This window comes from Pseudomonas sp. SDO5215_S409, from assembly GCF_054071325.1.
Window position 1 is genome coordinate 1 of record NZ_JBSVWN010000009.1, and the last position, 25,454, is coordinate 25,454.

Consider the following 25,454-nt stretch of genomic DNA (forward strand, 5'->3'; position numbering starts at 1 on the left):
CGGAACCCTTGAGTTTATTGGGTTCCTGTCCTCAGGTCGGGATTGCAACAAAATCTTGCTTCGATGATCGACCAGTCCCGGGCCAGCGGGGCGAAGGTGCTGCTGCTGGGCATGCAGTTGCCGCCCAACTACGGCCCTAAATACACCACCGCGTTTGCCGCGGTCTACGGTGCACTGGCCAAGGAAAAATCCGTCGCGCTGGTGCCGTTTTTCCTCGAGGGAATAGGTGGGCATCCAGAGCTGATGCAAGCCGATCAATTGCACCCGGCAGTCGCTGCGCAGGGCAAGTTGCTGGAAAATGTCTGGCCGACGCTAAAACCGCTGCTCTGACGCTTCTCTCGCTGCGGTCTTTGGGCTAATGTGGCGCCCCCCTGATTCGGAGCCCCAGATGTCGCGCCCTGCCTGGTCCCTGTTTAACTACCAACTGATCGAGCCCGACGAGCAGTTGGACCTGTTCGCCTGCCAGGAAGTCCGGGTGCATCTGGTTGCGCGTCAACTGGAGTTGGGCGGCTCGATCGACCGCACCCTGTGCGGCACATTGCTGCCAGCGCAGCCGCGCTGGTCGCGGGTAGACCGCTCGATCTTCCAAGACCTGCGCCTGTGCCCGTTGTGCCGGGCGATTCTCGAATCGCAGAAGCGTGGCACACCGCCGATCTGGCCGGAGCTGCGCTTCGAGCTTTGAAGGTGGTGGCCATCTGGCGCCCGTGTACAATCAAGCCCATTACTTACCCGTCGATCTGCGAAGGAATTCCCGGATGTTGTCGCGTCTCTGTGTCGTTACCCGTTGCCTGTCCCTCGCTGCACTGTGCGCCGCCGGTCCTGCATCGGCCTTGCAGTTCCCGTTACCCCCGCCAGGTGAAGACATCATCGGCGAAGTGCAGGTGATCAAGGCCAAGTACGAGGACACCTTCGCGGACCTTGGCACCACCTACGACCTGGGCTATTCGGAGATGGTCGCGGCCAACCCGGGCGTGGATGCCTGGTTGCCGGGGGCCGGCACGGATATCGTGCTGCCGACGCGCTTTATCCTGCCGCCGGGCCCGCGCGAGGGCATTGTGATCAACCTGGCAGAGTACCGCCTCTACTATTACCCCAAAGGCCAGAACGTCGTTTATACCTTCCCGCTGGGCATCGGTCGCGAAGGGTGGGGCTCGCCGATCGCGCACACCAGCATCATCGCCAAGACGCCGAACCCGACCTGGACGCCACCGGCCTCGATCAAGGCCGAGCACGCGGCCAATGGCGACCCGTTGCCCAACGTGGTGCCGGCCGGGCCGGACAACCCGCTGGGGCCGTTCAAGTTCACGCTGGGTACGCCCGGTTACCTGATTCACGGTTCCAACATGAAATTTGGTATCGGCACGCGTACAAGCCACGGCTGCTTCCGCATGTTTAACAACAACGTGCTCGAGATGGCGGACATGGTGCCGGTAGGCACCTCGGTGCGCATCATCAACGATGCCTACAAGTTCGGCACCAGCGGCGGCAAGGTCTTCCTTGAGGCACACACGCCGTTGAACGACGACGGCACGCCGTCGGTGGTGGACAAGCACACCGCCGTGATCAATGCCTTGCTCAAGCGTGAAGACCTGGCCAATAACCTGCGGGTCAATTGGGATGAGGTACGCGATGTGGTCGCGGCCGAAGATGGCTTGCCGACCGCGATCGGTGCACCGGGCGCTGCGGTGCCGGTGGCGTCGAGCACGCCGGTCGATCTGCAGCAATAACGCAGGTTGGGCCATAACCCGTCATCTTGTGGGGTGGCGGGTTTTTTATTGCCCGGTGCCTAGTGCTTTAACAGCAGGCACAAAAAAGCCGATCCAAACTGGATCGGCTTGATAACAACCCCGAAGGATTATTACTTGCGGCTTGCTTTTTCAAGCATGCGCAGAGCGCGCTCGTTAGCTTCGTCAGCAGTCTGTTGTGCTTTTTGAGCAGCAGCCAGCGCTTCATCAGCTTTACGGTAGGCTTCGTCTGCACGAGCCTGGGAGCGAGCTGCTGCGTCTTCAGTTGCAGTCAGGCGAGCTTCGGTTTCTTTGGAGACGCTGCTGCAACCGGTAGCCAGAACTGCGGCCAGAGCCAGAGCAGAGAATTTCAGAACGTTGTTCATCGTGTTCCCCTTCAAGGACTTTCTATTAAAGGACTACTCTCTCAGAGTGAGCTAATAGCCGGTGCACATACTACCCATTACTTGTAGTAAGTAAACTGACGTAGCGCAAGAAGCAAAAAAAATTCTTGTGCCGAATCTATTTTCGCGGGGCGGGGGCCGCGTTGTATAAAAAATGTTCAGTTTTTTGCACTCGGCCCAAGATTGGATCCGGCCTGAAAGACCCGGCCCGCGTGTGTTGAACCATCTAAACGGGGCTAAATTTATATATCGTCGCGGACACTATTGTTCAGATTCTCTTTGTGCCCACCGGTATCTTTTGTGCATGTAGAGGTGACTTTAAGAGCGCCTGTTCGTCTCACCCTTCAACTGCCGGCAATGTTCAGGCCATCGATCCCAGGATGTTCGATAGGCCCTTTCTACGCCCGCCAGCACGAACGGATGACGAGTGCGCCTTGAGCAATCGCACAAGGGGGGCCTACTATTCCTGTGTGCAGGTGGCGGCCCTCACCGCAGGGCTTTTCTCGTTGTCGACACCGGCACGGGGTGGCGTAGATGTTCCTTCGCCGGAAAAACATCGGTAAGGTAGGGGTCGCAAACTTAGACCCGCGAGGAGTAGTGATGAGCGAGGCGTTGTCCATCCACCATGACCAGGCTGGTCATCAGTTCGAGACCAATGTGGACGGTTATCGTGCCTATCTGACCTATATGGACCTGGGTAAACAGACGCTGGATATCTACCGCACGTTTGTCCCCAATGCCTTGCGCGGCCGGGGCATCGCTGCCGCGCTTACCGAACAGGCCTTGAAGTACGCTGAAGAGGCAGGCTATACGGTGATCCCGTCCTGCTCCTACGTGGAGCGCTACATGGAGCGTCACCAGCGCCACGCCGCCAAGCTGTAAGCGCACGCATTTCCATGAAAAACGCCGGGCAGATGCCCGGCGTTTTTGTGTGCGCGGTTTTATCAGCCGCGGGTGCGCTTGGGCAGCACGTCCTTGAGCTTGGCGTGCATGCTGCGCAGGGTGTTCTCGGTGGCAGACCAGTCGATGCAGGCATCGGTGATCGACACGCCGTATTGCAGGTCGGCCAGATCCTTTGGAATGGCCTGGCAACCCCAGTTCAGATGACTTTCGACCATCAGGCCGATAATCGACTGGTTGCCTTCCAGGATCTGGTTGGCGACGTTTTCCATCACCAACGGTTGCAGGGCCGGGTCCTTGTTGGAGTTGGCGTGGCTGCAATCGACCATGATATTGGGCTTGATCTTCGCCTTGTTCAGCGCCTGTTCGCACAGGGCCACACTGACCGAATCATAGTTGGGCTTGCCGTTGCCGCCGCGCAGTACCACGTGACCGTAGGCGTTGCCCTTGGTGGTCACGATGGACACGCCACCTTCCTGGTTGATGCCCAGGAAGCGGTGCGGGCTGGACACTGATTGCAGCGCGTTGATCGCTACGGTCAGGCCGCCGTCGGTGCCGTTCTTGAACCCGACGGCTGAGGACAGGCCGGAGGCCATTTCGCGGTGCGTCTGGGATTCGGTGGTGCGCGCACCAATCGCCGACCAGCTGATGAGGTCTTGCAGGTACTGCGGCGAAATCGGGTCCAGCGCTTCGGTGGCGGTCGGCAGGCCCATTTCGGCCAGGTCCAGTAACAGCTGACGGCCGATGTGCAAGCCGTCCTGGATCTTGAACGAGTCGTCCAAGTACGGGTCGTTGATCAAGCCTTTCCAGCCGACGGTGGTCCGTGGCTTCTCGAAATAGACGCGCATCACCAGGTACAGGGTGTCGGAGACTTCTGCGGCCAGCACCTTGAGGCGTTCGGCGTACTCGTGGGCTGCCTTGAGGTCGTGGATCGAGCAAGGCCCGATAACCACGAACAGGCGGTGGTCGGTGCCGTCGAGAATATTACGAATGACTTCGCGGCCCTTGGTGACGGTCTGCAGGGCAGCGTCGCTCAAAGGAATGTCGCGCTTGAGCTGATCGGGGGTGATCAGCGTCTCGTTGGATTCGACGTTAAGGTCGTTGATCGGTAAATCAGCCATCGTGTTACTCGTCAGGGTCACGGGTGCCGCCCGCCAACGATCCCCGTGCGGCGGAGCACAGCATGATTTGAATGCAGGGGGACCGAACCTTAGCGCGTTACAAGGCCCGTAGACAATGGGCAAAGGCCGGTTTAATCCAGCGCCGCCTGCCCAAACGCCTCATGGGAGAACTCGACGGCATGGCGCGTGACCCATTCGTGCGCCAGGGCCTCGATGTGCCGGGAGGTGGGGCCGGTGTCGGCGTGCAAGCGGCAATAGCGTTCGATCTGGCACACTTGCTCGCTCATCCTGGCGCCGAACAGGGCGTGTTCATCGGTAAAGGTAATGCCGACGCGGTAGCCGTTTTCCGCTTTGCGGCACCAGGCGACGTAACCCGGGTAGCGGGCGGTAGCGCCCAGCGAAGGCAGGTGCATCTCGATGGCCGTGCCCAGGCGCCAGGCCCGTGGGCAATTGCAGGCGACGCCGCCCAGGCCGATAGTGTGCAGCCGTTGGCGGGAAATGCCGGAAAGGGGACGTTGGGTTAATTCGACAGCGACATCATCAGGGTGAGGAAAAAAACGACCCATGCACACAGACTCCGAGCACCGTGCGATCGACGGCGGTGGCAGCAGTATAGTGAAAGAACTCGAGCTTACCGATTTGGATATCGACCAGCAATTGCTGAGGTTGCCCGGTGTCTCCCTGGTGGTGTTCACAAGCCCGGGGTGCGCGAGCTGCCGCTGGGCGCGCCAGCAGGTGCCGGGCTGGGCATTGCCGGTCGAACGCGTGTGCTGGGTGGACGCCGGAGACAACGGCGGTGCCGTCGAGCGTTACCAGATCTTTCATTTGCCCGCGTTGTTTGTGGTGTGCGAGGGTCAGTTCCACGGGCAACTACACGCCCGCTTGACCGCCAACGACCTGACGGCGGCGGTGAACCAGGCGCTCTTGCGCTCACCAGAGGATTTGCCATGACAGTTGTTGCAACGCGGGCGCCACGCATCGGCATCATCGGGACTGGTGCCATTGGTGGTTTTTACGGGGTGATGTTGGCGCGTGCCGGCTTTGACGTACATTTTTTGTTGCGCAGTGAGTACGCCGACGTCGCTGAGCGCGGGTTGCACATCAACAGCGCGGTGCATGGCGCGTTGAGCCTGCACCCGGTCCAGGCTTATGCCCGGGCAGCCGACATGCCGCCGTGCGACTGGCTGTTGGTGGGCACCAAGACCACGGGCAACGTGGAACTGGCGCCGACGATCGCCCAGGTCGCCGCGCCGCAGGCCAAGGTGGTGGTGCTGCAAAACGGCCTGGATGTCGAAGACAGCTTGCGCGAGCACCTGCCCGCGTCGCTGCACCTGCTGGGCGGCCTGTGTTACATCGCCGCTTATCGTTCCGGCCCGGGCGTGGTTGAACATCAGGCACTGGGGCGGGTCAATCTGGGTTATCACAGCGGCAGCGCGGCCAACGATGCCGCCCGCCAGCAAGCTATCGTGCAAGAGGGCGCCGCGCTGTTTCATCAGGCGGGCATCGACTCCCAGGCCATGGCCAGCGTCCACGAGGCGCGCTGGCACAAACTGGTGTGGAACGTGCCCTACAACGGTTTGTCGGTTTTACTTCAGGCCGGCACCACGAAACTGATGGCGGACGAGGCCAGTCGCGAACTGGTCCAGGCCTTGATGGCAGAAGTGGTGCAGGGCGCCCATGCCTGTGGCTATGAGATTGCCGCCAGTTACGCCGAACAGATGTTTACCATGACCGAGAATATGGTCGACTACTGGCCCAGCATGTACCACGACCATGCCCACAAGCGCCCGCTGGAGCTGGACGCCATTTATGCGCGCCCGCTGGCGGCCGCGGCGGCGGCGGGGTGTGAGTTGCCGCGCATGCGCATGCTCTATCAGGCCTTGAGTTTTATTGATCGACACAATCGCTGACACAGGGGAAGGCAGATGGCGAAGGGATTGGGCGACAAACTGGTGCTGGCGATTTCCTCGCGGGCGCTGTTCGACCTGAGCGAGAGCCACCGGGTGTACCTGGCGCAAGGTGTCGAGGCGTACCGCAAATACCAGATCGACCATGAAGAGGAAACGCTGGAGCCGGGCGACGCCTTTCCCTTGGTCAAAAAGCTGTTGAGCCTGAACGCCAGCCTGGGTCGCGCCCGGGTCGAAGTGGTGCTGGTGTCGCGCAACAGCGCCGACACCGGCCTTCGGGTTTTCAATTCCATCCAGCACTACGGCCTGGATATTTCCCGCGCTGCATTCGTTGGCGGGCGCAGTCCTTATCCGTATCTGGCCGCGTTTGGTTGCCACCTGTTTTTGTCCACCCACGCCGACGATGTGCGCAGCGCCCTGGATGCCGGCTTTGCGGCCGCGACCATTTTGTCGGGCGGCGCCCGGCGTGCGTCCAGTGAAGAGCTGCGCATTGCCTTTGACGGCGACGCGGTGTTGTTCTCGGATGAGTCCGAGCGCATCTATCAATCCGGGGGGCTGGCGGCCTTTCAGGCCAGCGAGCGGGAGTCGGCGCGCGAACCCTTGCGGGGCGGGCCGTTCAAGGGGTTCCTGGCGGCGCTCAACCTGTTGCAGCGCGAATTCGCCGACGAGGCCTGCCCGATCCGCACAGCGTTGGTCACCGCCCGTTCGGCGCCGTCCCACGAGCGGGTGATTCGTACATTGCGCGAGTGGGATATCCGGCTGGACGAGTCGCTGTTTTTGGGTGGCCTGGAAAAATCGGCGTTTCTCGAGGCGTTCGCCGCCGATGTGTTTTTCGACGACCAGGCCGGTCATTGCGAGAAGGCCAAGGACGTGGTGGCCACCGGGCATGTGCCGCATGGCATCAGCAACGAGTTGAAAATCGGCAGTGAGAGCTAAGTCCATCGCACGCCGGTGGCGCTGCTAAGCTGAAGCAATCCCCGCCATCCTGGCTGTCCAGGAGGTTTTATGATCCGTTCGATTTTGTACGCCACCGACCTGGGCCTGTATGCGCCTTATGTAATGCAACATGCACTGGCGCTGGCACGAACGTTCAATGCCGAGTTGCATGTGATCCACGTGGTGGAACCCATCGGGCTGTTCGCTGAATCGGTGCTGCACAGCTACCTTGATGAGCAGGCCTTGAGTGAGTGGCAGAGCCAGGGCCTGACCACGGTAATGGCCAATATCGAGCAGCGGGTGCTGGACAGTTTTCGCGAGGAACTGGGGGATGGCGAGCAAGACCTCAATTTGATCCGCTCGGTGCGGGTGATCCAGGGGGATCCCTGCGACGTGATTGTGCAGCAGTCGAAGAAACTCTCGGTGGATCTGTTGATCGTAGGCAGTCACAGCCAGCAAGTGGGGGTGGCGACGCCCTTGGGGCGGACCGCTGCGCGGGTCTTGCAACTGTCGGCCGTGCCGGTGTACCTGGTGCCGTTGTTGCAGCGCAGGCGCAGCGATGACATTTGATGGTAAAAAACGATAAAAAGTTCTAGATTTATCCGTCTTACCTTTAATATAGTTATATACCGTCGCTGATACCCGTGGCGTCTATCTGCTTTGAGGGATTGATATGAAGCTTCAACAACTGCGCTACATCTGGGAAGTGGCGCACCACGACCTCAACGTTTCCGCTACCGCTCAAAGCCTCTACACCTCGCAACCCGGTATCAGCAAGCAGATCCGCCTGCTCGAAGACGAGCTGGGTGTGGAAGTGTTCGCCCGCAGCGGCAAGCACCTGACCCGCGTGACCCCGGCCGGTGAGCGCATCATCACCACCGCTGGCGAGATCCTGCGCAAGGTCGAAAGCATCAAGCAGATCGCCCAGGAGTTCTCCAACGAGAAAAAGGGCACCCTGTCCATCGCCACCACCCACACCCAGGCCCGCTATGCGCTGCCGCCGGTGATCCGTGACTTTATCAAGCAATACCCCGACGTGGCCCTGCACATGCATCAGGGCTCGCCCATGCAAATCGCCGAAATGGCCGCCGACGGCACCGTTGATTTCGCCATCGCCACCGAGGCCTTGGAGTTGTTCGGCGACCTGGTGATGATGCCGTGCTATCGCTGGAACCGCTGCGTGGTGGTGCCCCAAGGCCACCCGTTGGCCAAGCTGCCCAAGCTCACTCTTGAAGCCCTGGCCGAATACCCGATCGTGACCTACGTGTTCGGTTTCACCGGCCGCTCCAAACTCGACGAAGCCTTCAGCCACCGCGGTCTTACACCCAAAGTGGTGTTCACCGCTGCCGACGCCGACGTGATCAAAACCTACGTACGCCTGGGCCTGGGCGTGGGCATCGTCGCCAAGATGGCGGTGGACACCAAGCTCGACAACGACCTGGTGGTGCTCGATGCCAGCGAATTGTTCGAGTCCAGCGTGACCAAAATCGGGTTCCGTCGTGGCACTTTCCTGCGGGGCTTTATGTGCGATTTCATCGAGAAGTTCGCGCCGCACCTCACGCGTGAAGTCATGGCCAAGGCCATCCAGTGCCACAACAAGCAAGAACTGGAAGAGTTGTTCGACGGCGTTGAACTACCGGTTCACTGACCCGCTCACTTGACCTCGGTAACGACAAACTGTTGCCGAGTGCCCGCCACCAGCACCTCCACCTCATCACCTTCGAACTTGCCCAACAGGCCTTTGCCCAAGGGCGAGCGCGGGGTGATGACGGTCACCGGTTGCCCCACCACATCCACTTTCAGGCCGGCCCCGTCAGGCGCCAGAAACAGCCATTGCTGGCGGCCGCGTTCATCTTCCAGCCCTAATAACGCACCCACCTCGATACCCCGTTGTTCATCATAGGGGCGCAGGTGCAGGTGTTGGCACAGGGTCAGCGCTTGCTTGATCTCCTCCACCCGCCGGGCTTGGCCGGTGGCCAGGTAAGAGGCCTCCAGCCCCAGGGTGTCGTATTTGTTTTCTGCGATGTTTTCTTCATGGGTCGCGGTTTCGTAAGCGACTTGCGCGGCCCGGCGGACGATATCGAGATCGACCGCAAGCTTTTCCAGGATCAACGTGTGGACGGCGTGTTTATTCATGGCTGGGTTTGATCATCAATCGCAAAATTGCAGGACACTGGACCGGCTCTTGTCGCTGGGGGCGTTCTGGTCCTGCTGCAGCCAGAACTGGCATTTGGGGTTGTTCAGGTTACGCGGGTTGTTGCGGGCCTGGTCCAGCGTCTGCTGTTGTTCCTGCTTGCGCAGGTTTTCCTGGTATTGCTCAAACATCCGGTTCGGCGGTTCCGGCGCCACAACGGCGGGTTTGCCCAATTGCTGCACGGCCTGCGCGACCGGAGCGAGGCTTTGTTCAAACAGATAATGGGCCGCCAACCCGGCCGTCAACACCACGGCCACAGCGCCTAGCCACACGCCAAACGCCACGGCGAGGCTGAGTTTGAACAGCGAAAACGGACGATCAGGCATGGCGGCCTCCTGGCGGGCGCGGGCGGTGTGGCGCCGATTGTCGCACAGCCTGATGGCAGAATAATCGCGATCGGCCCTTCTGCATCCAGGCATTTATGCGGACAATCAGGCCTTTTAGCAGGGGAGCCCGGAATGAAAGCCCGCTGGGATATTTTTTGCAGCGTCGTCGACAACTACGGTGATATCGGCGTGACCTGGCGCCTGGCCCGCCAATTGGTGGCCGAACACGGTTGCGCCGTGCGCCTGTGGGTCGATGACCTGCGCGCCTTTGAGCGCCTGTGCCCGCAAGTCGATACAGAGGCGCAGCAGCAGTGGCAGGAAGGCGTGGACGTTCGCCATTGGCCGCACACCGGGTGCCCTGGCGAGGCGGCGGACGTGATCATCGCCGCGTTTGCCTGCCAGTTGCCACCTGACTACATGGAAGCCATGGCCGCCCGTGAGCGCCTGCCGCTGTGGATGAACCTGGATTACCTGAGCGCCGAAGAGTGGGTGGTGGGCTGCCACGGGTTGCCGTCCGTCAAGTTCAAGGGCGTGCAAAAGTACTTCTTTTTCCCGGGCTTTCGCCCGCACACCGGCGGCCTGCTGCGGGAGGCGGGGTTGCTGGAGCAGCGTCAGGCGTTTCAGCAGGATGCCCAGGCCCAGCAACACTTCCTGCAAAACCTTGGCATTTTTCCTGCGGCCGGGGCGCGGCTGATGTCGTTGTTTGCCTACGAAAACGCCGGCCTGGCCAGTTGGTTCGACGCCCTGGCGCAAGACGGGCAGGCCACGCACCTGCTGGTTCCCGAAGGGCGGATCCTGGGGGATGTGCAGCGCTGGCTGGGGGGGGATTCGCTGGCGGCGGGTGCCGTGCATCAGCGGGGCGCGCTGACGGTGCAAGTGATTGCGTTCGTGCGCCAGGAACACTACGACCGCCTGCTCTGGTGCTGCGACTTCAATGCCGTGCGCGGCGAGGACTCGTTCGTGCGGGCGCAATGGGCCGCGCGCCCGCTGTTGTGGCACATCTACCGGCAGGACGAAGACATTCACCTGGACAAGCTCGATGCGTTTCTGGCGTTGTACACCGCCGGGTTATCGCCCGCGGCAAAGGCTGCGCTAGTGGACCTTTGGCAGGTCTGGAACACGGATGGCGATATGGCACAACCCTGGAAAAGGCTGCAAGCGCATTGGCCTGAGGTGTCGTTGCACGCACAAACATGGTGTCTGGAACAGGGCTTGCAGGCGGATCTTGCAACGGCGCTAGTACAGTTTTATGAAAGTTGGATATGATACGCGGCCTAGATTTTTGACAATCCCATCCAAATTTCGGATATCTGCAATGAAAACTGGTAAAGAACTGAAACCCGGTACCGTGATCCGTATCGACAACGACCCTTGGTTGGTTCAGAAAGCTGAGTTCACCAAGTCGGGTCGTAACAGCGCAATCATGAAGACCAAGCTGAAGAACCTGCTGACCGGTTACAAAACCGAAACCGTTTACAGCGCCGATGACAAACTGGATGACGTGATCCTCGACCGCAAAGAAGCGAGCCTGTCCTTCATCAGCGGCGACTCCTACACGTTCATGGACACCACCGACTACACCATGTACGAGCTGAACGCTGAAGACATCGAAGCCGTTCTGCCGTTCATAGAAGAAGGCATGACCGACGTCTGCGAAGCCGTGTTCTTCGAAGATCGCCTGGTTTCCGTAGAGCTGCCGACCACCATCGTGCGTAAAGTGGCCTACACCGAAGGTTCCGCTCGCGGCGACACGTCGGGCAAGGTCATGAAGCCGGCCAAACTGGCTAACGGTACTGAGCTGCAAGTAGCCGATTTCATCGAAATCGACGACCTGATCGAGATCGACACCCGTGAAGGTGGTTCGTACAAAGGCCGCGCCAAGAAGTAATTCTGGCCACGCCGAAACACAAAAAACCCGACCATGAGTCGGGTTTTTTTTGACGCGGTGTTTTTACTTCAGGTGTTGCTTGAGCTCGTCCGACGCTTGCAGCAGGGCCGAGCGCACGGCCGGCACCTGGCTGACCACGTTGAGCAGGCCGTAGTCGTGGATCATGCCGTTGTAGCGCACCGCGGTGACCGGCACGCCGGCCTCGTCCAGCTTGCGGGCGTAGGCTTCGCCTTCGTCGCGCAATACGTCGGCACCTGCTGTTTGCACCAGGGCCGGTGGCAGGCCCTTGAGCTGTGCGGGGGTGGCCCGCAGCGGTGACGCGTAGATTTCGGCGCGCTGGTTGGCGTCGGTGGTGTAGCTGTCCCAGAACCACTTCATCATGTTTTTGGTGAGGAAGTGCCCTTCGGCGTACTGGTTATAGGACGGGGTGTCGAAGTTGGCATCGGTCACTGGCCACAGCAGCAGCTGGAACTTGATCGCCGGTGTGCCTTTGTCCTTGGCCATCAGGCTGACCACGGCCGCCATGTTGCCCCCCACGCTGTTACCGGCGACTGCCAGGCGTTTGCCGTCGACATTGATTTGCTGCCCGTGCTCGGCCACCCATTTCGTGGCGGCGTACGCCTGGTTGATGGCGACCGGGTAATGCGCTTCCGGTGACGGCGTGTAATTGACGAACACGGCTGCCGCCCCCGAACCCACTACCAGGTCGCGTACCAACCGCTCATGGGTCGGGAAGTCCCCGAGTACCCAACCGCCCCCGTGGAAGAACATGAACACCGGCAATGTGCCCTTGACCCCGGCCGGCCGCACGATGGTCAGCGCCAGAGGCTGACCGTCGACCTGGATAGTCTTGTGGCTCACATCGGCCTTTGGCAGCGTGAGTTTCACCCCCGCCTGGGCGCCTGTCAGCACCGCACGGGCCTGCTGAGGCGTCAGTTGTTCCATCGGTTTTCCGGTGCCTGCGTTCAATGCATCCAGAAACGCCTGGGTGGTGTGCTCAACGTCACCGCCTGCGGCATTGGCCTGGGTGATGGACAGGGCAAGCAGGGTGCCGGTGACGACTTTGCCAAATGTGTTCATGTGCTTCTCCGGGGGCCGTGTGGGGTTAGACGGTCACATGCAGGCGAACATCGACGTTGCCACGGGTGGCGTTGGAGTACGGGCACACCTGGTGAGCGGCGTCGACCAGGCTTTGTGCGTCAGCCGCGTCCAGGCCTGGCAGGCTGATGTGCAGGTCGATGTCCAGGCCGAAACCGCCGGGGATCTGGCCGATGCCGACATGCGCTGTGATCGCGGCGTCGTCGGGAACCTTGCGTTTGGTCTGGCTGGCGACGAACTTCAGGGCACCGATAAAGCAGGCCGAATAACCGGCGGCGAACAGTTGCTCCGGGTTGGTGGCCTGACCGCCAGCACCGCCCAGTTCTTTGGGCGTGGCCAGTTTGACGTCGAGGATGTTGTCGCTGGAAACAGCACGACCGTCACGGCCGCCGGTGGAGGTAGCTACTGCGGTATAGAGTGCTTGCATGGTGTGTTCCTTGCTGATTGTTTGTGCTAAATGTTTGCGCGCTAAGTAAGTGGCGAGATTAATGTATCGCGCTAATATTTTGCGCGCAATATAAATTTATAAAAAAGTTTTCGATACGGCTTTCAGGCGTTTAAAAAGGGCTTACACGCTGGCTTGTAAATGGCTGCGCAGGGCGACCAGTTCTGACTGCAGTTTGAGCAGTTGCTCAAGGGCCATTCCGCTGGCGCCGAGGATGCAATGGGGGATCTCCATTGCCTTGTCCCGCAGGGCGCGGCCGGTGTCGGTCAGCTGTACCACCACCACACGCTCGTCTTCGCGGCTGCGGGTGCGACTGAGCACGCCTTCGGCCTCCAGGCGCTTGAGCAGCGGTGTGAGCGAGCCCGGGTCAGTCAGCAGGCGGCTGCTGATTTCTCCGACGGTCAAACCGTCTTCTTCCCACAAAACCATCATCGCAAGGTATTGCGGGTAGGTCAGGCCGAGGGCTTGCAACAGCGGCTTGTAAACCTTGGTCATCATCAGGGAGGTGGAGTGCAGGGCGAAACACAGCTGGTTGTCGAGCCGCAGGGATTCGCAGGTATCAGGGGTTTTGGTCATGGCAATCGCCTTAAAACGTGTATGGGCGGGAATCTAGCGGCCAACTGTTTAATGCGCCAGATAATTCTGGCCGTACGGTCAGCCCAAACCGCTTTGCAGGGCCAGATCCCACGGCGGAACCGGGCTGAAACGCGCCTTGAGGTATTCCAGCAACAAGCGGCTTCGGGCATTGGCGTGTTGTTGCAGGCGCAATGCGTAAATACCCGCGGTTTCGGGGCTGGGCAGGCCGTTTTCGCAGAACAGCGGCACCAGTTCGCCGCGCACCAGGTATTCGCTGACAAGCCAGGTAGGCAGGTGGGCGATGCCCAATCCGGCGAGGGCGCCCGACAGCAGGGCTTCGGCGTTGTTGGCGCTCATGCGGATGCGCTGCGGGCGATAAGTGGTCTTGCGCCCATCCAGCTCGAAGCGCCAGGCGAACATCGGCGCCAGGCCTTCCCAGTCCAGCCCGTCATGTTCGGCCAGCTCGCGCGGGTGGGTCGGTGTACCCCGGTTTTTCAGGTAGGCCGGGCTGGCGCAGGCCACTCGCACGATACTCGCCAGGGGCGTGGCAACCAGTCGGGTGTCGACGATATGCCCGGCGCGCAGCACCAGGTCGACTTTGCCCAGGTGCTCGCCTTGCATGTCAACGAAACTGTCGATCAGGTGCAGGTGCACATCGAGCCCCGGATAAACATTCAGAAAATCAGCGATCACCGGAGCCAGGTGCCGCCGGCCAAACGCCGCCGGAGCATCCACGCGGATCAGCCCTTCAGGCGCATGGCTCAGCGACACAGCCTCGGCCCGGGCCAGTTGCAATTCGCTGACGATCCGCCGTGCGCGTTCGGCAAACGCCAGGCCTGCCGGGGTGGGCAGCACCGCGTGGGTACTGCGCTGGAATAACTGGCTGCCCACCGAATGCTCCAGGCTGTCGATGCGCCGGGCCACGGCCGAGGGGGTCAAGGGATGGCGGCGTGCGGCGGCGGAAAAGCTGCCGGCCTCCAGCACATCGAGGAACAGGCTCAGTTGATCGGTCAGGGTATTGGGGTTCATCAGCAGGCTGCTTATGCGAGTTCGGCACAGCCATTGTGCGTTGCTGTGCGTTTCCGCGCTACAGCGACCTGAGTAGCATGCAGGCTTTGGCGTGTGCGGGAGCAGGGTTGTGGCAGATTTCGCGTTGTATTTGCTGTTGGGTGCAGCGCTGGGCACCGTCGGTGGGCTGTTCGGCATTGGTGGCGGGCTGATCGCCATTCCTGTCTTGGGCGTGTTGTTTGGCCTGGACCAGCAGGTCGCCCAGGGCACCGCATTGGTGATGGTGGTGCCGAATGTGGTGCTGGCCCTGCGCCGTTATCACCAACGTAACCGCATCGAATTGCGGCATGCGTTGCCCCTGGGTGTCATGGGGTTCTGCTTTGCGTGGCTGGGGTCGATCTGGGCTGTGGGCCTGGATGCCGGCCATATGCGCGTAGGCTTCATCGCGTTTCTGATAGCCCTGTCGGCTTACAACCTAGTGCGCATGTTCACCCACAACGCGCCCGCTTCGGCGCAGATGCGTTACCCCTGGCCCTGGCTGGGCGTGCTCGGTGCGGCGTCCGGTTCCATGGGGGGCTTGTTTGGCGTAGGCGGCGCAGTGGTGGCCACGCCTGTGCTGACCAGCGTGTTCGGCACCAGCCAGGTCGTCGCTCAAGGCTTGTCACTGGCGCTGGCCTTGCCCAGCACCAGCGTGACCTTAGTGACGTACGCCTGGCACCACGAGGTGGACTGGATGATCGGCCTGCCCTTGGCGGCAGGCGGCCTGCTGAGCATCAGTTGGGGCGTGAAAGTCGCACATTCGCTGCCCGAGCGTCTGTTGCGCGGGCTGTTTTGCGGCTTTCTCGTGGTGTGTGCGGTGATGCTGACCTTTAAAGTTTGAAGCCCTCGATGATATAGCCCGCCAGGCACTCGGTGATCGGCGAGGTGGTGCGCGGGTTGCGCAGCAGGCGCAGGTTGGCCGAGGGCAGCGGCGGAAACCCCTGCGCTTCGCCCAGTATGCGCATATCGGGCGTGACCAGGCTTTCCAGCGTGGCCGCAACCGCAAGGCCGGCGCCGACCACGGCCAGAATCGCCGCACCGTTGGAGCTGTGATAGGCCTGGCGATACTCGAGCCCGCCGGACTCCAGTGCGCTGCACGCCCAGCGGGTGCAATAGGTGTCGGGGCCGGAAATGGCAAGGGGGATGGCGGTGTGTTCGTCCCGGCAGAACGTCGGCCCCGCGACCCATACCGAACGCTCGGTGCGTAGCAATTCGCCAATGTCGTTACCGGGCTCGCGGGTAATCACCGTGAGGTCGAGGTCCTGGCGTTGCATCAAGACTTGCGAGCATTCGCAGTGCATCTCGATCTGGATCAGCGGATAGGCCTTGGCAAAGCGGCTGAGAATCCCCGGCAAGAAGCGCATGACGTAATCATCGGGCGTGCCAATCTTCACCAGCCCCACCATGTCGGGTTCGCGCAGCGTGTTAAACACCTCGCTGTGCAGTTTAAGAATGCGCCGCGCATAACCCAGCAGGATCTGCCCCTGCGGCGTGAGCCTGACCTGTCGGCCATCGCGCTCGAACAACTTGCGCTGCAGCACATCTTCTTCCAGGCGCTTCATCTGCATGCTTACCGCGGATTGGGTACGGTTTACCTGCTCGCCCGCCCGGGTAAACCCGCCTTGATCGGCGATGGCGACGAAGGTGCGCAGCACCTCGGTGTCGATGCTGGGGTAGTTGGACAAAGGATCAATCTCCGAGATGCATTGCATAAAAAACATTCGTTGGATTGATCATAACGCGGCCTTCAGACTTCAGTCATCCCTACAGGAGGGCGACAGGATGAAAGGTCAAAGAGGTTACGTGTTGATGGTGAAACGGCCGTTTTCAGGGCTGTTTCAGTTGATGGGCCGGTGGCAGGCGCTGCACCGCGAACGCCAGTTTCTGGCGGGCATGAGTGATGAGGCGCTCAAGGATATCGGCCTCAACCGCGGTGACGTCGAGCGCGAAAGTCATCGGCATTTCTGGGAAGACCCGCTGCGAAAATGAGCCAGGATGCAGTAGGGTGGGGGGCACACAAGGAGATGCACATGCCCGCCCAACTGTCCTTTTCCCTCAAGCAGGCCCGACGCATGGCGCTGGCCGCCCAAGGTTTTTCCGGGCGCCAGCCGCCCGCGTCGATCAAGGCCACGCACGTCAACCGCCTGATCGAACGCTTGGGCGTGCTGCAAATTGATTCGGTCAATGCGCTGGTGCGTTCGCACTACCTGCCGCTGTTTTCCCGGTTGGGCCATTATTCCCCGCTGATTCTTGAACAAGCGGCCTGGGGCGCAGGCCGCCAGCGGTCGCTGTTCGAGTATTGGGGGCATGAGGCCTCACTGCTGCCGATGGCGTTGTACCCGTTGATGCGCTGGCGCATGGAACGGGCGGCGCAGGGGCGCGGCATTTACCAGCAAATGGCGCGGTTTGGGCGCGAGCAACAAGCCGTCATCCAGCGGGTGCTGGAAACCGTGGAGCGCCAGGGTGCGCTGGGGGCGGGAAGCTTGTCTACCCGCCAGGAGCGCGCCGGGCCCTGGTGGGACTGGAGCCAGGAAAAACATGCGCTGGAGTGGCTGTTCGCAGCGGGCCTGGTGACTGTCGCCGGGCGCCGGGGTTTCGAGCGGCTGTATGACTTGCCGGAGCGCGTGATTGCCGCGCCGATCCTTCAGCAGGCGCCGCTAAGCGAGGCGCAGGCGCAGCGCGGGTTGTTGCTGCACAGCGCCACGGCACTGGGTATCGCCACCGAAAAGGACCTGCGCGATTACTTCAGGCTGGAGCCTGCCGATAGCCGTGCGCGGCTGGCCGAGTTGGTTGAAGACGGCCAGTTAGTGACCTGTGAAGTCCAAGGTTGGAAACAGTTGGCTTATTGCCTCCCCGACCCCACCGTGCCGCGCAAGGTGCCGTCCAGTGCCTTGTTGTCGCCGTTCGACTCGTTGATCTGGGAGCGCAGCCGTACCGAGCGGCTGTTCGATTTCCACTACCGCCTGGAGATCTACACGCCCCAGCACAAGCGGGTATATGGCTACTACGTGCTGCCTTTTTTGCATAACGAACGGATTGCCGCACGGGTGGACCTGCGCGCCGAACGGGCCCATGGCCGTCTGGCCGTGCATGCGGTGCACGAAGAAGCGCCGGGGCTGGACGAGGAGGGGATGCAGGCGCTAGCCCTGAACCTGCGCCAGATGGCCGACTGGCTCGGGCTTGAGCAGGTCCAGCTCAATTGCCAGCGACCGGCTGCCACCCGCTTGCGGGTGGCGATGGTGCAGAGGGCCCTTAGCGTTTGACCTGTTTCAAGGTTTCGGCAATCAAAAAGGCCAGTTCCAGCGACTGATCGGCATTCATCCGAGGGTCGCAGTGGGTGTGGTAGCGGTCCGACAAACCGTCTTCGGTAATCGGCCGCGCACCGCCAATGCACTCGGTCACGTTTTGCCCGGTCATCTCGATATGGATCCCACCCGCATAGGTGCCTTCGGCCTGATGCACCTGGAAGAACTCCTTCACCTCGCCCAGGATCTGCGCGAAGTCCCGGGTCTTGTACCCGCTGCTGGCCTTGATGGTGTTGCCGTGCATCGGGTCCGAGCTCCACAGCACCTGCTTGCCTTCGCGCTGTACGGCGCGGATCAGGCCAGGCAGGTGGCTGCCGACCTTGCCAGCGCCCATGCGCGCAATCAGGTTCAGGCGGCCGGGGTCGTTGTGCGGGTTGAGGATGTCGATCAGGCGGATCAGGTCATCCGGGTTCATGCTCGGGCCCACCTTGACCCCGATCGGGTTGTTCACCCCGCGCAGGAACTCCACGTGGGCACCGTCCAGTTGCCGTGTGCGATCGCCGATCCAGAGCATGTGGGCCGAGCAATCGTAGTAATCGTTGGTCAGGCTGTCGCGGCGCACGAACGCCTGCTCGTAGTTGAGCAGCAGGGCTTCGTGGGCGGTGAAAAAGCTGGTTTCACGCAGTTGCGGCGAGTTGTCCATGCCGCAGGCGCGCATGAAGGCCAGGGTTTCATCGATGCGGTCGGCCAGCAGGCTGTACTTTTCGGCCAGCGCGGAGTTGGCAATAAAGTCCAGGTTCCACTTATGCACCTGGTGCAGGTCGGCGAAGCCGCCTTGGGCAAAGGCGCGTAACAGGTTCAGGGTGGCGGTGGACTGGTGGTACGACTGGAGCAGGCGATCCGGGTCCGGCACGCGGCTTTTTTCGTCGAAACCGATGCCGTTGACGATATCGCCCCGGTAGGCGGGCAGGGTGATGCCGTCGATGGTTTCATCGTTGGCCGAGCGCGGTTTGGCGAACTGGCCCGCCATCCGCCCCACTTTCACCACCGGGCAACCCGCGGCAAAAGTCATGACCACGGCCATTTGAAGCAGCACTTTGAAGGTGTCGCGGATTTTCGCGGCCGAGAACTCGGCAAAGCTTTCTGCACAGTCGCCGCCTTGCAGCAGAAACGCGCGGCCCTGGGTGACCTCGGCAAACTGACGGCGCAACTCGCGGGCTTCGCCTGCAAACACCAGCGGGGGATAACTGGCCAGGTTTTGCTCCACTTGCCGCAAGTGCGCAGCATCCGGGTACTGGGGTTGTTGCTGGATCGGCAGGGCGCGCCAGCTGTCGGGGCTCCAGGGTTGGCTCATCATGAACTCGAGTGGTTGACGGTAGGACGCCAATGTTATCAGCAATTAGTGCGTGACCTGCTGGCGCCGCTTGGCCGACAATCGCGCCTTTGCCCGCCAAGCCGCCGTTAGGAGTAGTGATGACAGAGGAGCGCGTCGAGCGCCTGCTGGCCGAGGTCCACGATGACTTCGGCATGATCCGTGTGCTGGAAGTGGCCGATTACCGCTTTCTCGAATTTGGCGATGCCATCGAGCAAAGCTGCGTGTTCACCGCCGACCCTGCGTGGCTTGAGTACGACTACACCCGCGCCATGCTGATTGGCGCGCTGTGCCACGAGCAGCCTGAGAGTGCGCTGTTCCTGGGGCTGGGCGCTGGCACGCTGACCCAGGCGTGTCTCAAGTTCCTGCCGCTGGACGATGTCGAGGCCATCGAGTTGCGCCCTGATGTGCCGCGTCTGGCCGTCGAGTTCCTGGGGCTGGACGATGACCCACGGCTTTATATACGCGTGGGCGATGCGTTGGAGCTGCTGCCCAGCGCAGAATCGGCCGACCTGATTTTTGTCGACCTGTACACCGACCTCGGCCCGGGGGCGGGCCATCTGGCCTGGACGTTTCTGGAGAACTGCCAGAAGAAACTCAACCCGGGCGGCTGGCTGGTCATCAACCAGTGGGCCACCGATGACGGCAAGCCGCTGGGCGCTGCCTTGCTGCGCGGTTTATATCACCGCCACTATTGGGAGCTGCCGGTGAAGGAAGGCAATGTGATCCTCATTGTGCCGGCCGACCTGGATCAAGCCTTGGACCTGGCGGCCATGACTGCCCGCGCCGAAGCCTTGGCGCCGCAGTTGGGGTATTCGTTGCAATCGCTGATCCAGGCGATCCGCCCCGCGACCTGACGCTCACTGGCCCTTGAACACGCCCGGGCGTTTTTCGAGCATCGCCCGGACGCCTTCCTTGGCGTCCTCGCTGTTGAGCAGTTTTGCCACCAGAGGCGCCAACCCGGCCGCCGCCGCTTCGCCTTCAAGACGAGCCTGGCGGGCCGACATCAAGGTGGCCTGTACGCCCAGCGGTGCCTGGCGAGCGATGCGGCTGGCCAGTTCGATGGCGCGCGGCAGCAGGTCTTCGCTGGCCATCACCTCTTGCACCAGGCCCAGGCGCAGGGCTTCGCGGGCGTCGAACTCGTCGCCGGTGAGCAGCCAGCGCATGGCATTGCCCCAGCCGGCTATTTGATGAAAGCGAAGGGTCGCGCCACCAAAGGGAAAGATCCCACGCTGTACTTCCAACTGTGCAAAGCGGGTGTTGCTGGCGCACAGGTTAATGTCGGCGGCCAGCATCAGTTCGATGCCAAGGGTCAGGCAGTAACCCTGGGCCGCGACAATCACCGGCTTGCTCACCCGGGGCCCGGCGAAAACGCCCCAGGGGTCGCAGCCGCCCAGCGGTGGTTGCCAGCCTTGCGCCATGACGGGGCCGACGTTGACCAGGTCCAGCCCGGCGGTGAAGTGTTCGCCATGGGCAAAGACAATGGCCACCCGCAGGTCGTCATTTCGATCAAATTCGCCATAGGCCAGGCTCAGGTCGTTGAGCAGATCCAGGTCAAAGGCGTTGCGCTTGGCGGCACGGTCCAGGCCCAGTAACAGGATGTGGCCTTGCTGTTCATGGCTGACGCGACTGCTGCTGGTTTGCTTCATGGCAGTACTCTCGGGTGGGATCGGACAGGCGGGACAGCAACCACGGATGAACCGTTTAAGCGCCACGACCAACGTGGCCGGGCCTTTGAAAAGTAGACGCTGGGACCTGGATGCGCAAAGCCTGTTTAACCTTGGCGTCGCGCGGGATTTTCCGATAAAAAAAACTCCCTTTTTCAAGGATTTCCGGTATAGTGCGCGCCGGTCTTTAGCCGGGCCGCGTCAAGGCAGTGCAATTGCCGAGGTCAACCTCGGTCACTCGTCCGCTCAGCGGATGCGTTCCTGACGATTCTTTTTTCATTCATTCGTTTTCGCAAATCCCCGCCGACAAAGCTGCCAGGGCGACTCTTGAGTCTCAACACGGCATGTGCAGCTTTGGAGCATGGGTCTTTGCGGATGCACTTAGAGGCAGACCCATGACCCAGGAAATCGGCGGCTTCGCCGCTCTTGAACTTCATCCCAGCATTGTTGCAGCAGTAGTCGCTACCGGCTATGAAGAGCCTTCGGCTATTCAGCAGCAATCGATCCCGATCATTCTCGCCGGTCACGACATGATTGGCCAGGCGCAAACCGGTACCGGTAAAACCGCTGCCTTTGCCCTGCCTATCCTGCACCGCATTGATCCGTCCAAGCGCGAGCCGCAAGCTCTGATCCTGGCACCAACCCGCGAGTTGGCGCTGCAAGTTGCAACCGCTTTTGAAACCTACGCCAAGCAAATGCCGGGCGTGACCGTTGTGGCTGTCTACGGCGGCGCGCCGATGGGCCCACAACTCAAAGCAATCCGTAATGGCGCACAGATCGTTGTCGCCACGCCGGGCCGTCTGTGCGACCACCTGCGTCGCGACGAAAAAGTCCTGCAGACCGTGAACCACCTGGTTCTGGACGAAGCGGACGAAATGCTCAAGCTGGGCTTCATGGATGACCTGGAAGTGATCTTCAAGGCCATGCCGGAAACCCGCCAGACCGTATTGTTCTCGGCCACCTTGCCACAATCGATCCGTGCCATCGCCGAGCGCCACCTGCGCGATCCGAAGCACGTCAAGATCCAGAGCAAGACCCAGACCGTTACCGCGATCGAACAGGCGCACCTGTTGGTTCACGCCGACCAGAAAACCTCGGCCGTCCTGAGCCTGCTGGAAGTCGAAGACTTCGACGCCCTGATCATGTTCGTACGCACCAAGCAAGCCACCCTGGACCTGGCCAGCGCCCTGGAAGCCAAAGGCTACAAAGCCGCTGCGCTGAACGGTGACATTGCCCAGAACCAGCGTGAGCGCGTGATCGACTCCCTCAAGGATGGCCGCCTGGACATCGTTGTGGCGACCGACGTTGCCGCCCGTGGCCTGGACGTACCGCGTATCACCCACGTGTTCAACGTGGACATGCCGTACGATCCGGAATCCTACGTTCACCGTATCGGCCGTACTGGCCGTGCCGGTCGCGAAGGCCGTGCCCTGTTGCTGGTAACGCCGCGTGAGCGTCGCATGCTGCAAGTGATCGAGCGTGTGACCGGCCAGAAGGTGGCTGAAGTTCGCCTGCCAGACGCCCAAGCGGTGCTGGATGCGCGCATCAAGAAGCTGACCAACAGCCTGTCGCCGCTGGTGGCTGACGCCGAGTCGACCCACGGTGAACTGCTGGACCGCCTGACGGCCGATATCGGTTGCTCGCCGCGTGCCCTGGCGGCCGCTTTGCTGCGCAAGGCGACCAACGGCCAAGCGCTGAACCTGGCGGCCATCGAGAAAGAGCGTCCACTGGTTCCGAACAACGCGCCACGCGGTGATCGTCCAGAGCGTTCGGGCGACCGTCCAGACCGTGGCGACCGTGAGCGTCGTGCACCGATCCCGCTGGCCGAAGGCCGTGCTCGTTGCCGTACCGCGCTGGGCGCGCGTGATGGCATCGCGGCCAAGAACCTGCTGGGCGCTATCCTCAACGAGGGTGGCCTGGCACGTGAAGCGATCGGTCGCATCCAGGTGCGTGACAGCTTCTCCCTGGTGGAGCTGCCGGAAGACGGTCTGGAAAAACTGCTGGCCAAGCTCAAAGACACTCGCGTTGCCGGTAAGCAATTGAAGCTGCGCCGCTACCGCGAAGATTGATCCGCTTTCGGGCTGATTGATCGAACATAAAAAATCCCCGACTGGTTCGGGGATTTTTTTTGCCTGCCGTTAGCCGAAACGGTAAATGTCCATGCCCAGTGCGCCCAGGGTGAAGCCCTGATGAACCAGGCTGAAGGCGCCTCCTGCGCCGCGTGCGAAATACAGCGGCAGCAGGTGTTCGTCGCTGGGGTGGCTGCGCACGGCGTGAGGCGCCTGGCGGCGGTAGTCGTGCAGGGCGGCTTCGTCGTCGCTGGCCAGTTTAGCGACGACCCAGTCACGAAAGCCCTGTGCCCAGGGCTCGATCCGGTCCGCCGCGGCCTGCCAGCTCAGCTCGCCCAGGTTGTGGGTGATGCTGCCGGAGCCGATCAGCAACACGTCCTCTTCGCGAAGGCTCGCCAGGGCATGCCCGATGCGGGTTTGCAACGCCGTGCCCAGGTGGCTGGGCAGCGCGACTTGCACCACCGGAATATCTGCTTGCGGGTACATCAATGACAGCGGCACCCAGGTGCCGTGGTCGAAGGGGCGTTTGTTGTCCAGGCGCGCGTTCAGGCCGTCGGCCTGGAGCCGATCAACAATCTGCCCGGCCAGTTCGGGTGAGCCGGGTGCGGGATACTGCACGGCGTACAGTTCAAGGGGGAAACCGCCGAAGTCGTGCCAGGTTTCGGGCGCCGGGCTGGCGCTGACCAGCAGCTCCTGGCTTTCCCAGTGCGCCGACATCACCACAATCGCCTTGGGGCGCGGCAGTTCGGCGGCCAGGCGCTTGAGCGCGGGCCCGCTGGCGCCGGGTTGCAGGGCGAGCATGGGGGAGCCGTGGGAGATAAACAGGCTGGGGAGCATGAGTGAGTCCTGAGCGTTAAGATGGTGCCATCTTTAATCAGATCATTGATCTAAATCTAATATAAGTTTTAGCGCTATTTGATCGAATTTTCAGGGTGATTTATGGAGCATGTTTTTTGGCACGAGCGCTGGGCCCGTAACCAGACAGGCTTTCATCTGTCTGAGGTGAACCCTTATCTGTCGCGCCACTGGCCCGCTCTTGGGTTACCTCGTGGTGCGCAGGTCCTGGTGCCGTTATGCGGCAAAAGCCTGGACCTGTCGTGGTTGGCCGCGCAGGGGTATCGGGTGATGGGGGTGGAGTTGTCGCAAAAGGCCGCTGAAGCGTTTTTCAGCGAGCAGGGGCAGGTGCCGCAGGTTGATCAACGAGGCCCTTTCAAGGTGTTCCAGGCCGGCGCCATCGAGATCTGGTGCGGCGACTTTTTTGCCCTCGACGCGCAGTCCGTAGCCGGGTGCAGCGGGTTTTACGACCGTGCGGCCTTGATTGCCTTGCCGCCCTCGATGCGTGAGCGCTACGCCGCGCAGGTGAATGCGCTGGTGGTGCCAGGGAGTCGTGGTTTGTTGATCACGCTGGACTATGACCAGGCACAAAAGGTCGGCCCGCCGTTTGCGGTCACAGACCCGGAAGTACAACGGCTACTGGGGGCGCACTGGCAACTGGAGGTGCTGGAGCAACCAGATGTTTTGGGGGAGAGCTGGAAGTTCGTGCAGGAAGGCGTCACGCGCCTGGACGAGCGGGTTTACCAGGTGGTCAAAAGATAAACGGTCAAAAAAACGGGGCGATCCAGTCGCCCCGTTTTTATCGCGCTCAGCCGCGACGGCGCAGTGCCTCGATGCGTTCATCCAGTGGCGGATGGCTCATGAACAGACGGGAAAGGCCTTGCTTGATGCCCCCGTTGATACCAAACGCGGTCATGCTGTCGGGCATGTGCACCGGCAGGCCCTGTTCGGAGCGCAGGCGCTGCAGGGCGTTGATCATCGCGCCGGTGCCCGCCAACTGCGCGCCGGCTTCGTCTGCGCGGAATTCGCGTTTGCGCGAAAACCACATCACGATGGTCGTGGCGAGGACGCCCAGTACCAGTTCGGCGACGATGGTCGCGACGTAATAAGCCGTGCCCTGGCCTTGCTCGTTCTTGAAAACCACCTTGTCGACGAAATTGCCGATGATGCGTGCAAAGAACATCACGAAGGTGTTCACCACACCCTGCACCAGCGCCAGGGTGACCATGTCACCGTTGGCCACATGGCCGATCTCGTGGGCCAGCACGGCTTTGACTTCATCCAGCGAGAACCGCTCCAGCATGCCCTGGCTGACGGCGACCAGCGCGTCGTTCTTGTTCCAGCCGGTGGCGAAGGCGTTTGCCTCATACGCAGGGAAGATCCCGACCTCGGGCATCTTGATGCCCGCCTCGCGGGACAACTGCTCGACGGTTTGCAGCAGCCATTGTTCATGTCGCGTGCGAGGCTGAGTGATGATCTGGGTGCTGGTGCTCATCTTCGCCATCCATTTGGAAATGAACAGCGAGAGGATCGAGCCGGAAAAACCAAAGACCGCACAGAACACCAACAGCTGATTGAGGTTCAGATCAACCCCGTTGGCCGCCATGACCCCGTTGAAGCCGAGCAGGCTCAGGGTGATGCTGGCAATCAGCACGACCGCCAGGTTAGTGGCCAAGAACAGCAGGATGCGCATCATGGTTG

Annotated in this window: 31 protein-coding genes and 1 pseudogene; 18 read left to right on the forward strand and 14 right to left on the reverse strand. The window is 61.5% G+C overall.

What is annotated here, in order from left to right:
* Nucleotides 1–42: 42 nt before the first annotated feature.
* From ACW9H9_RS07015 to ACW9H9_RS07025, 3 genes and pseudogenes are all read left to right on the forward strand, one after another.
* Nucleotides 43–330, forward strand: a pseudogene (locus ACW9H9_RS07015) (arylesterase); the annotation flags it as partial.
* Between the two features lie 58 nt (nucleotides 331–388).
* Nucleotides 389–682: a hypothetical protein gene (locus ACW9H9_RS07020; protein WP_457342574.1), complete on the forward strand. Its 294-nt coding sequence runs from the start codon at nucleotides 389–391 to the stop codon at nucleotides 680–682.
* A gap of 73 nt (nucleotides 683–755) precedes the next feature.
* Nucleotides 756–1,727, forward strand: coding sequence for a L,D-transpeptidase family protein (locus ACW9H9_RS07025; RefSeq protein WP_457342573.1), 972 nt, complete (start codon nucleotides 756–758; stop codon nucleotides 1,725–1,727).
* 131 nt (nucleotides 1,728–1,858) lie between these two features.
* On the opposite strand, the gene oprI is transcribed toward ACW9H9_RS07025, so the two are convergent.
* A complete protein-coding gene (gene oprI / locus ACW9H9_RS07030; protein WP_003172710.1) occupies nucleotides 1,859–2,110 on the reverse strand; it encodes an outer membrane lipoprotei OprI in 252 nt (83 codons plus the stop codon).
* A 618-nt stretch (nucleotides 2,111–2,728) separates the two neighbouring features.
* Between oprI and ACW9H9_RS07035 the strand changes: the two genes are divergently transcribed.
* Nucleotides 2,729–3,010, forward strand: coding sequence for a GNAT family N-acetyltransferase (locus tag ACW9H9_RS07035; RefSeq protein ID WP_457342572.1), 282 nt, complete (start codon nucleotides 2,729–2,731; stop codon nucleotides 3,008–3,010).
* Between the two features lie 62 nt (nucleotides 3,011–3,072).
* Here ACW9H9_RS07035 and ACW9H9_RS07040 read toward each other — a convergent pair whose 3' ends face one another.
* Both ACW9H9_RS07040 and ACW9H9_RS07045 read right to left on the reverse strand, forming a co-directional pair.
* Nucleotides 3,073–4,149 (reverse strand): 3-deoxy-7-phosphoheptulonate synthase, encoded by a 1,077-nt coding sequence (locus ACW9H9_RS07040; protein WP_457342571.1) that lies wholly within the window; start codon nucleotides 4,147–4,149, stop codon nucleotides 3,073–3,075.
* Between the two features lie 131 nt (nucleotides 4,150–4,280).
* A complete protein-coding gene (locus ACW9H9_RS07045; RefSeq protein WP_457342570.1) occupies nucleotides 4,281–4,715 on the reverse strand; it encodes a PilZ domain-containing protein in 435 nt (144 codons plus the stop codon).
* Here ACW9H9_RS07045 and ACW9H9_RS07050 point away from each other — a divergent pair.
* From ACW9H9_RS07050 to cysB, 5 genes are all read left to right on the forward strand, one after another.
* Nucleotides 4,714–5,100 carry a thioredoxin family protein gene (locus ACW9H9_RS07050; RefSeq protein WP_457342569.1) on the forward strand — a complete coding sequence of 129 codons (387 nt, stop codon included), beginning with the start codon at nucleotides 4,714–4,716 and terminating at the stop codon, nucleotides 5,098–5,100. The two genes, ACW9H9_RS07045 and ACW9H9_RS07050, sit on opposite strands and share 2 nt — an antisense overlap.
* Complete coding sequence (locus ACW9H9_RS07055; RefSeq protein ID WP_457342568.1) at nucleotides 5,097–6,059, forward strand: putative 2-dehydropantoate 2-reductase; 963 nt, start codon at nucleotides 5,097–5,099, stop codon at nucleotides 6,057–6,059. Before ACW9H9_RS07050 ends, ACW9H9_RS07055 begins: the two co-directional genes overlap by 4 nt.
* A 15-nt stretch (nucleotides 6,060–6,074) precedes the next feature.
* Nucleotides 6,075–6,992 carry a 5'-nucleotidase gene (locus tag ACW9H9_RS07060; RefSeq protein WP_457342567.1) on the forward strand — a complete coding sequence of 306 codons (918 nt, stop codon included), beginning with the start codon at nucleotides 6,075–6,077 and terminating at the stop codon, nucleotides 6,990–6,992.
* 69 nt (nucleotides 6,993–7,061) lie between these two features.
* On the forward strand, nucleotides 7,062–7,562 hold the full coding sequence (locus ACW9H9_RS07065) for a universal stress protein (RefSeq protein WP_457342566.1): 501 nt from the start codon (nucleotides 7,062–7,064) through the stop codon (nucleotides 7,560–7,562).
* A 103-nt stretch (nucleotides 7,563–7,665) separates the two neighbouring features.
* Nucleotides 7,666–8,640 carry an HTH-type transcriptional regulator CysB gene (cysB, locus tag ACW9H9_RS07070; protein ID WP_457342565.1) on the forward strand — a complete coding sequence of 325 codons (975 nt, stop codon included), beginning with the start codon at nucleotides 7,666–7,668 and terminating at the stop codon, nucleotides 8,638–8,640.
* A gap of 5 nt (nucleotides 8,641–8,645) precedes the next feature.
* On the opposite strand, the gene ACW9H9_RS07075 is transcribed toward cysB, so the two are convergent.
* Both ACW9H9_RS07075 and ACW9H9_RS07080 read right to left on the reverse strand, forming a co-directional pair.
* Complete coding sequence (locus ACW9H9_RS07075) at nucleotides 8,646–9,128, reverse strand: GreA/GreB family elongation factor (RefSeq protein ID WP_457342564.1); 483 nt, start codon at nucleotides 9,126–9,128, stop codon at nucleotides 8,646–8,648.
* A 15-nt stretch (nucleotides 9,129–9,143) separates the two neighbouring features.
* Nucleotides 9,144–9,512 carry a hypothetical protein gene (locus tag ACW9H9_RS07080; RefSeq protein WP_457342563.1) on the reverse strand — a complete coding sequence of 123 codons (369 nt, stop codon included), beginning with the start codon at nucleotides 9,510–9,512 and terminating at the stop codon, nucleotides 9,144–9,146.
* A gap of 132 nt (nucleotides 9,513–9,644) precedes the next feature.
* Between ACW9H9_RS07080 and earP the strand changes: the two genes are divergently transcribed.
* Together earP and ACW9H9_RS07090 are read left to right on the forward strand one after the other, a co-directional pair.
* On the forward strand, nucleotides 9,645–10,778 hold the full coding sequence (gene earP, locus ACW9H9_RS07085; RefSeq protein WP_457342562.1) for an elongation factor P maturation arginine rhamnosyltransferase EarP: 1,134 nt from the start codon (nucleotides 9,645–9,647) through the stop codon (nucleotides 10,776–10,778).
* 49 nt (nucleotides 10,779–10,827) lie between these two features.
* On the forward strand, nucleotides 10,828–11,400 hold the full coding sequence (locus tag ACW9H9_RS07090; RefSeq protein ID WP_457342561.1) for an elongation factor P: 573 nt from the start codon (nucleotides 10,828–10,830) through the stop codon (nucleotides 11,398–11,400).
* A 63-nt stretch (nucleotides 11,401–11,463) separates the two neighbouring features.
* Here ACW9H9_RS07090 and ACW9H9_RS07095 read toward each other — a convergent pair whose 3' ends face one another.
* The 4 genes from ACW9H9_RS07095 to ACW9H9_RS07110 all read right to left on the reverse strand — a co-directional run bounded on the left by ACW9H9_RS07095 (nucleotide 11,464) and on the right by ACW9H9_RS07110 (nucleotide 14,548).
* Nucleotides 11,464–12,480 (reverse strand): alpha/beta hydrolase, encoded by a 1,017-nt coding sequence (locus tag ACW9H9_RS07095; protein WP_457342560.1) that lies wholly within the window; start codon nucleotides 12,478–12,480, stop codon nucleotides 11,464–11,466.
* 25 nt (nucleotides 12,481–12,505) lie between these two features.
* Complete coding sequence (locus ACW9H9_RS07100; protein ID WP_457342559.1) at nucleotides 12,506–12,925, reverse strand: organic hydroperoxide resistance protein; 420 nt, start codon at nucleotides 12,923–12,925, stop codon at nucleotides 12,506–12,508.
* A gap of 141 nt (nucleotides 12,926–13,066) precedes the next feature.
* Nucleotides 13,067–13,519 (reverse strand): MarR family winged helix-turn-helix transcriptional regulator, encoded by a 453-nt coding sequence (locus ACW9H9_RS07105; RefSeq protein WP_457342558.1) that lies wholly within the window; start codon nucleotides 13,517–13,519, stop codon nucleotides 13,067–13,069.
* A 78-nt stretch (nucleotides 13,520–13,597) separates the two neighbouring features.
* Nucleotides 13,598–14,548: a LysR family transcriptional regulator gene (locus ACW9H9_RS07110; RefSeq protein WP_457342557.1), complete on the reverse strand. Its 951-nt coding sequence runs from the start codon at nucleotides 14,546–14,548 to the stop codon at nucleotides 13,598–13,600.
* Between the two features lie 109 nt (nucleotides 14,549–14,657).
* On the opposite strand from ACW9H9_RS07110, the gene ACW9H9_RS07115 reads away from it, so the two are divergent.
* Complete coding sequence (locus tag ACW9H9_RS07115; protein WP_457342556.1) at nucleotides 14,658–15,407, forward strand: sulfite exporter TauE/SafE family protein; 750 nt, start codon at nucleotides 14,658–14,660, stop codon at nucleotides 15,405–15,407.
* Here ACW9H9_RS07115 and ACW9H9_RS07120 read toward each other — a convergent pair.
* The gene (locus tag ACW9H9_RS07120; protein ID WP_457342555.1) at nucleotides 15,397–16,278 is read right to left on the reverse strand and encodes a LysR family transcriptional regulator; all 882 of its coding nucleotides are present in this window, start codon (nucleotides 16,276–16,278) and stop codon (nucleotides 15,397–15,399) included. The genes ACW9H9_RS07115 and ACW9H9_RS07120 overlap by 11 nt on opposite strands.
* Before the next feature lie 70 nt (nucleotides 16,279–16,348).
* On the opposite strand from ACW9H9_RS07120, the gene ACW9H9_RS07125 reads away from it, so the two are divergent.
* Entirely contained in the window at nucleotides 16,349–16,555 is a 207-nt protein-coding gene (locus tag ACW9H9_RS07125; protein WP_457342554.1) for a DUF1127 domain-containing protein, read from the forward strand.
* 41 nt (nucleotides 16,556–16,596) lie between these two features.
* A complete protein-coding gene (locus ACW9H9_RS07130; RefSeq protein ID WP_457342553.1) occupies nucleotides 16,597–17,829 on the forward strand; it encodes a winged helix-turn-helix domain-containing protein in 1,233 nt (410 codons plus the stop codon).
* On the opposite strand, the gene ACW9H9_RS07135 is transcribed toward ACW9H9_RS07130, so the two are convergent.
* On the reverse strand, nucleotides 17,819–19,165 hold the full coding sequence (locus tag ACW9H9_RS07135) for a class II 3-deoxy-7-phosphoheptulonate synthase (RefSeq protein ID WP_457342552.1): 1,347 nt from the start codon (nucleotides 19,163–19,165) through the stop codon (nucleotides 17,819–17,821). The genes ACW9H9_RS07130 and ACW9H9_RS07135 overlap by 11 nt on opposite strands.
* 119 nt (nucleotides 19,166–19,284) lie before the next feature.
* Between ACW9H9_RS07135 and ACW9H9_RS07140 the strand changes: the two genes are divergently transcribed.
* Nucleotides 19,285–20,040: a spermidine synthase gene (locus tag ACW9H9_RS07140; protein ID WP_457342551.1), complete on the forward strand. Its 756-nt coding sequence runs from the start codon at nucleotides 19,285–19,287 to the stop codon at nucleotides 20,038–20,040.
* Between the two features lie 3 nt (nucleotides 20,041–20,043).
* Here ACW9H9_RS07140 and ACW9H9_RS07145 read toward each other — a convergent pair whose 3' ends face one another.
* Entirely contained in the window at nucleotides 20,044–20,832 is a 789-nt protein-coding gene (locus ACW9H9_RS07145) for a crotonase/enoyl-CoA hydratase family protein (RefSeq protein ID WP_457342550.1), read from the reverse strand.
* Here ACW9H9_RS07145 and ACW9H9_RS07150 point away from each other — a divergent pair.
* Together ACW9H9_RS07150 and ACW9H9_RS07155 are read left to right on the forward strand one after the other, a co-directional pair.
* Nucleotides 20,831–21,115 (forward strand): hypothetical protein, encoded by a 285-nt coding sequence (locus tag ACW9H9_RS07150; RefSeq protein WP_457342549.1) that lies wholly within the window; start codon nucleotides 20,831–20,833, stop codon nucleotides 21,113–21,115. The two genes, ACW9H9_RS07145 and ACW9H9_RS07150, sit on opposite strands and share 2 nt — an antisense overlap.
* Nucleotides 21,116–21,245: 130 nt before the next feature.
* Nucleotides 21,246–22,919 (forward strand): DEAD/DEAH box helicase, encoded by a 1,674-nt coding sequence (locus ACW9H9_RS07155; RefSeq protein ID WP_457342548.1) that lies wholly within the window; start codon nucleotides 21,246–21,248, stop codon nucleotides 22,917–22,919.
* Between the two features lie 69 nt (nucleotides 22,920–22,988).
* Here the strand turns inward: ACW9H9_RS07155 and ACW9H9_RS07160 are convergent, their stop codons facing one another.
* A complete protein-coding gene (locus tag ACW9H9_RS07160; protein ID WP_457342547.1) occupies nucleotides 22,989–23,756 on the reverse strand; it encodes a DODA-type extradiol aromatic ring-opening family dioxygenase in 768 nt (255 codons plus the stop codon).
* Between the two features lie 102 nt (nucleotides 23,757–23,858).
* Here ACW9H9_RS07160 and ACW9H9_RS07165 point away from each other — a divergent pair, with 102 nt between their 5' ends.
* Nucleotides 23,859–24,515 (forward strand): thiopurine S-methyltransferase, encoded by a 657-nt coding sequence (locus tag ACW9H9_RS07165; RefSeq protein ID WP_457342546.1) that lies wholly within the window; start codon nucleotides 23,859–23,861, stop codon nucleotides 24,513–24,515.
* 46 nt (nucleotides 24,516–24,561) lie between these two features.
* Here ACW9H9_RS07165 and htpX read toward each other — a convergent pair whose 3' ends face one another.
* Nucleotides 24,562–25,449: a protease HtpX gene (htpX, locus tag ACW9H9_RS07170; protein WP_457342545.1), complete on the reverse strand. Its 888-nt coding sequence runs from the start codon at nucleotides 25,447–25,449 to the stop codon at nucleotides 24,562–24,564.
* Nucleotides 25,450–25,454 lie beyond the last annotated feature (5 nt).

Coding starts and splice junctions, on each gene's coding strand:
- ACW9H9_RS07020 (WP_457342574.1), top strand. CDS start 389: ATGTCGCGCCCTGCCTGGTCCCTGTTTAACTACCAACTGATCGAGCCC.
- ACW9H9_RS07025 (WP_457342573.1), top strand. CDS start 756: ATGTTGTCGCGTCTCTGTGTCGTTACCCGTTGCCTGTCCCTCGCTGCA.
- oprI (WP_003172710.1), bottom strand. CDS start 2,110: ATGAACAACGTTCTGAAATTCTCTGCTCTGGCTCTGGCCGCAGTTCTG.
- ACW9H9_RS07035 (WP_457342572.1), top strand. CDS start 2,729: ATGAGCGAGGCGTTGTCCATCCACCATGACCAGGCTGGTCATCAGTTC.
- ACW9H9_RS07040 (WP_457342571.1), bottom strand. CDS start 4,149: ATGGCTGATTTACCGATCAACGACCTTAACGTCGAATCCAACGAGACG.
- ACW9H9_RS07050 (WP_457342569.1), top strand. CDS start 4,714: ATGCACACAGACTCCGAGCACCGTGCGATCGACGGCGGTGGCAGCAGT.
- ACW9H9_RS07045 (WP_457342570.1), bottom strand. CDS start 4,715: ATGGGTCGTTTTTTTCCTCACCCTGATGATGTCGCTGTCGAATTAACC.
- ACW9H9_RS07055 (WP_457342568.1), top strand. CDS start 5,097: ATGACAGTTGTTGCAACGCGGGCGCCACGCATCGGCATCATCGGGACT.
- ACW9H9_RS07060 (WP_457342567.1), top strand. CDS start 6,075: ATGGCGAAGGGATTGGGCGACAAACTGGTGCTGGCGATTTCCTCGCGG.
- ACW9H9_RS07065 (WP_457342566.1), top strand. CDS start 7,062: ATGATCCGTTCGATTTTGTACGCCACCGACCTGGGCCTGTATGCGCCT.
- cysB (WP_457342565.1), top strand. CDS start 7,666: ATGAAGCTTCAACAACTGCGCTACATCTGGGAAGTGGCGCACCACGAC.
- ACW9H9_RS07075 (WP_457342564.1), bottom strand. CDS start 9,128: ATGAATAAACACGCCGTCCACACGTTGATCCTGGAAAAGCTTGCGGTC.
- ACW9H9_RS07080 (WP_457342563.1), bottom strand. CDS start 9,512: ATGCCTGATCGTCCGTTTTCGCTGTTCAAACTCAGCCTCGCCGTGGCG.
- earP (WP_457342562.1), top strand. CDS start 9,645: ATGAAAGCCCGCTGGGATATTTTTTGCAGCGTCGTCGACAACTACGGT.
- ACW9H9_RS07090 (WP_457342561.1), top strand. CDS start 10,828: ATGAAAACTGGTAAAGAACTGAAACCCGGTACCGTGATCCGTATCGAC.
- ACW9H9_RS07095 (WP_457342560.1), bottom strand. CDS start 12,480: ATGAACACATTTGGCAAAGTCGTCACCGGCACCCTGCTTGCCCTGTCC.
- ACW9H9_RS07100 (WP_457342559.1), bottom strand. CDS start 12,925: ATGCAAGCACTCTATACCGCAGTAGCTACCTCCACCGGCGGCCGTGAC.
- ACW9H9_RS07105 (WP_457342558.1), bottom strand. CDS start 13,519: ATGACCAAAACCCCTGATACCTGCGAATCCCTGCGGCTCGACAACCAG.
- ACW9H9_RS07110 (WP_457342557.1), bottom strand. CDS start 14,548: ATGAACCCCAATACCCTGACCGATCAACTGAGCCTGTTCCTCGATGTG.
- ACW9H9_RS07120 (WP_457342555.1), bottom strand. CDS start 16,278: ATGCAATGCATCTCGGAGATTGATCCTTTGTCCAACTACCCCAGCATC.
- ACW9H9_RS07125 (WP_457342554.1), top strand. CDS start 16,349: ATGAAAGGTCAAAGAGGTTACGTGTTGATGGTGAAACGGCCGTTTTCA.
- ACW9H9_RS07130 (WP_457342553.1), top strand. CDS start 16,597: ATGCCCGCCCAACTGTCCTTTTCCCTCAAGCAGGCCCGACGCATGGCG.
- ACW9H9_RS07135 (WP_457342552.1), bottom strand. CDS start 19,165: ATGAGCCAACCCTGGAGCCCCGACAGCTGGCGCGCCCTGCCGATCCAG.
- ACW9H9_RS07140 (WP_457342551.1), top strand. CDS start 19,285: ATGACAGAGGAGCGCGTCGAGCGCCTGCTGGCCGAGGTCCACGATGAC.
- ACW9H9_RS07150 (WP_457342549.1), top strand. CDS start 20,831: ATGGCAGTACTCTCGGGTGGGATCGGACAGGCGGGACAGCAACCACGG.
- ACW9H9_RS07145 (WP_457342550.1), bottom strand. CDS start 20,832: ATGAAGCAAACCAGCAGCAGTCGCGTCAGCCATGAACAGCAAGGCCAC.
- ACW9H9_RS07155 (WP_457342548.1), top strand. CDS start 21,246: ATGACCCAGGAAATCGGCGGCTTCGCCGCTCTTGAACTTCATCCCAGC.
- ACW9H9_RS07160 (WP_457342547.1), bottom strand. CDS start 23,756: ATGCTCCCCAGCCTGTTTATCTCCCACGGCTCCCCCATGCTCGCCCTG.
- ACW9H9_RS07165 (WP_457342546.1), top strand. CDS start 23,859: ATGGAGCATGTTTTTTGGCACGAGCGCTGGGCCCGTAACCAGACAGGC.
- htpX (WP_457342545.1), bottom strand. CDS start 25,449: ATGATGCGCATCCTGCTGTTCTTGGCCACTAACCTGGCGGTCGTGCTG.